Origin of the sequence: uncultured Nocardioides sp. (assembly GCF_902805925.1) — a bacterium.
Taxonomy (GTDB): Bacteria; Actinomycetota; Actinomycetes; order Propionibacteriales; family Nocardioidaceae; genus Nocardioides.
Genome location: NZ_CADCUP010000058.1, coordinates 1 through 2,598 on the forward strand (window position 1 = coordinate 1; position 2,598 = coordinate 2,598).

Here is a 2,598-nt window from a genome sequence, read left to right on the forward strand (position 1 = left end):
GCCGTGGCTACCGGTGTGGCTGATGGCGCTGGCCCTGCCTGTCGCGGCCTACCGCAGTGCCACCGGCGGCGTCTCGACCGGCGCCCTGACGGCCATGGCGGTGCCGCGGGGCGACCGGCGCTCGGCGGTGGCGATCAACCGCGCGGCGTCCAACGCCGGCTTCGTCATCGGGCCGCTGCTCGGGGCGCTGGTCAGCACCTGGAGCTACGACGCGCTGTTCGTGCTCGACGGGCTGGCGGTGCTGGCGATCCGGGTGGCACTGAGCCGGACCCTGCCCCGGGAGGAGCCCACGGCCGCCGTGGACACCGCACCTCGGCCCGGGCTCTGGCGGGCGGTCCGCACGGACCGGTCGCTGCTGGTGCTGCTCGTGGGCGTGGTGCTCGTCGACATCGTCTACCGGCAGCTGTACTCGACCCTGCCGCTCCACCTGCGTGACTCCGGTGCGCCGGTGGGCCTCTACGCCTCGGTGATCGCCGTGGGCTCGGGCCTGATCCTGCTGCTCGAGATCCCGGCGACGCAGCGGTTGCGCCGGCGTTCGGCGTACCCGGTCATCGCGACGGGCTACGCGCTGGTCGGCGTCGGCACGGCGATGTTCGGGCTGCCGGTCACGGCGCTCTCCGTGGTCGCCGCGATGGCGGTGCTCACCGCCGGCGAGATCCTCTACAAGACCACGGCGACCGCGCACGTGCTCGACGCGGCGCCCGACCACCTCGTCGGGCAGTACCAGGGCCTCTACACCGGCGCCGCCACGAGCGGCACGATGCTGGCCGCGCCCATCGGCACGGTCATCTACGACGCCTCGCCCGGCCTGCTCTGGCCGGTGATGGGTGCCACCGCCGTGGTGGCGGCGGGGTTCGTGGTGGCGTCGGGGAGGAGCTGATCGGTTGCTGGAACGTTCGTACAACGCGCTTTGTACGAACGTTCCAGCAAGAAGCTCGGCCGGTCACACCGGGCCCGGCACCAGGACCGACAACGCCCCCGGCCGCACCTCCACCACCAGCGGCGCGTCCCTGAGGGCAGGCAGCGCACCGAGCGGCTCGCCGTCGGCGCCGACCGGCACGGGGTCTCGCCCGGCAGCGGAGACCTCGACCCGGCGACCTCGGAGCACGGTCACCTCCGGCCGCAGGACGTGCGAGCCGTCGTACACGCTGGGGAGGGCGCGCACCAGGGCCACCCGGGAGGCGGCCTCGATGACGACGACGTCGAGCAGGCCGTCGTCGACGTCGGCATCCGGGGCGATCCGCATGCCCTTGCCGTAGTACGCCGAGTTGGCCACCACGACGGTCGCGGCCACGTGCTCGCGGACCGCACCGTCGAGGTCGAGGCGGTAGCGGGCCGGCGTGTACGTCGCGAGCGCCCGCACGGCGGCGAGCGGGTACTGCAGCACCCGCGGCACCCTCGTGGCCCGGTCCACGATGGCCGCCGCCCGGGCGTCGACGCCGGCGTAGACGGAACCGACGACCAGCCGGTCGCCGACGCACAGGAGGTCGACGGTGCGCGGAGCTCCGGTGAGCAGCACCTCCGCGAGACCGGACGGCGTGCCCGGCAGCCCGAGCATCCGGGCGAAGTCGTTGCCCCGGCCGGCCGGCACGATGCCCAGCGTCCCGCCGAGCTCGCCGACCTCGCCGGCCAGCGAGGAGAGCATGCCGTCGCCGCCGACCGACACGACGACGTCACCGCGCACCACGGCCTTGGCGGCCAGCGACCGCATCGCGTGCGGCCCCGGAGAGTAGGTCACCTCCACCTCGGCGCCGGCGTCGCGGAGCAGCCGGGCCACGGGCACGACCGCCTCGGGGGCGGCACCGCCGCCGGAGGCCGGGTTCACCAGGAAGGTGAAGGAGCGTCTCACGGGACCAGCACCCCGGGGTTCAGCACGCCCGCGGGATCGCGCGAGTCCTTGACGGCCCGCAGCAGTCGGACGCCCACGGACGCCCGGCCCGGCTCCTCACCCAGCGGGGTGCCGCCCAGGCCGCTCAGCACCGCCGCCCCTCGGGCCCGGCGCAGCCCCAACTCGAGGGTGGCGGTCATCGAGACGCCCACGGCTTCATGCTAAGCGCCCACACGACACGATGGTGGACCTACCGCCGGCTGACGCAGGACGACCTCGACGCTGGCCGAGCTGGTCTGCGGGGTCACCCACGAGGGCGCGCTCGACGTCGACGACCTGCTCGACCGGCGCGCCCTGTCCCTCGCGCGGTCCAGCCTGCCCGGATGAGCCGTCGGCACCGCCCCGTATCGTCCTCGCGTGCAGCTGCGTGGCCTGGTCGCCGACACCCGTCCGCTGAAGGAGCCGCACTTCCGCCGGCTCTGGCTCGCAAACATCATCACCGTCATCGGCGCCCAGCTGACCGTCGTGGCGGTGCCCGCGCAGATCTACGCTGAGACCGGCTCCTCGGCGTACGTCGGGCTCACCGGCGTCTTCGGCCTCGTGCCGCTCGTCGTCTTCGGCCTGTACGGCGGCGCGCTGGCCGACGTCTTCGACCGCCGCACGTTGCTGGTGGTCACCACGGTGGGCCTCATCGTCACCAGCGGCCTGTTCTGGGTGCAGGCGGCCGTGAGGATGGACAACGTCTGGCTCCTGCTGTGCCTCTTCTTCCT

At 73.9% G+C, this 2,598-nt stretch carries 4 protein-coding genes; 2 read left to right on the forward strand and 2 right to left on the reverse strand.

Annotated elements, in window-relative coordinates; all coding sequences use genetic code 11:
- Positions 1-880 (forward strand): MFS transporter (locus QZX64_RS04130; protein WP_295657207.1); only part of this gene is annotated, 880 nt, incomplete at its 5' end.
- Between the two features lie 63 nt (positions 881-943).
- Here the strand turns inward: QZX64_RS04130 and QZX64_RS04135 are convergent.
- Together QZX64_RS04135 and QZX64_RS04140 are read right to left on the reverse strand one after the other, a co-directional pair.
- Positions 944-1,849, reverse strand: coding sequence for a diacylglycerol kinase family protein (locus tag QZX64_RS04135; protein ID WP_295657208.1), 906 nt, complete (start codon positions 1,847-1,849; stop codon positions 944-946).
- Positions 1,846-2,040 (reverse strand): hypothetical protein, encoded by a 195-nt coding sequence (locus tag QZX64_RS04140; RefSeq protein WP_295657210.1) that lies wholly within the window; start codon positions 2,038-2,040, stop codon positions 1,846-1,848. Before QZX64_RS04140 ends, QZX64_RS04135 begins: the two co-directional genes overlap by 4 nt.
- A 205-nt stretch (positions 2,041-2,245) precedes the next feature.
- Between QZX64_RS04140 and QZX64_RS04145 the strand changes: the two genes are divergently transcribed.
- The coding region (locus QZX64_RS04145; RefSeq protein WP_295657212.1) for an MFS transporter at positions 2,246-2,598 on the forward strand (353 nt) is incomplete at its 3' end.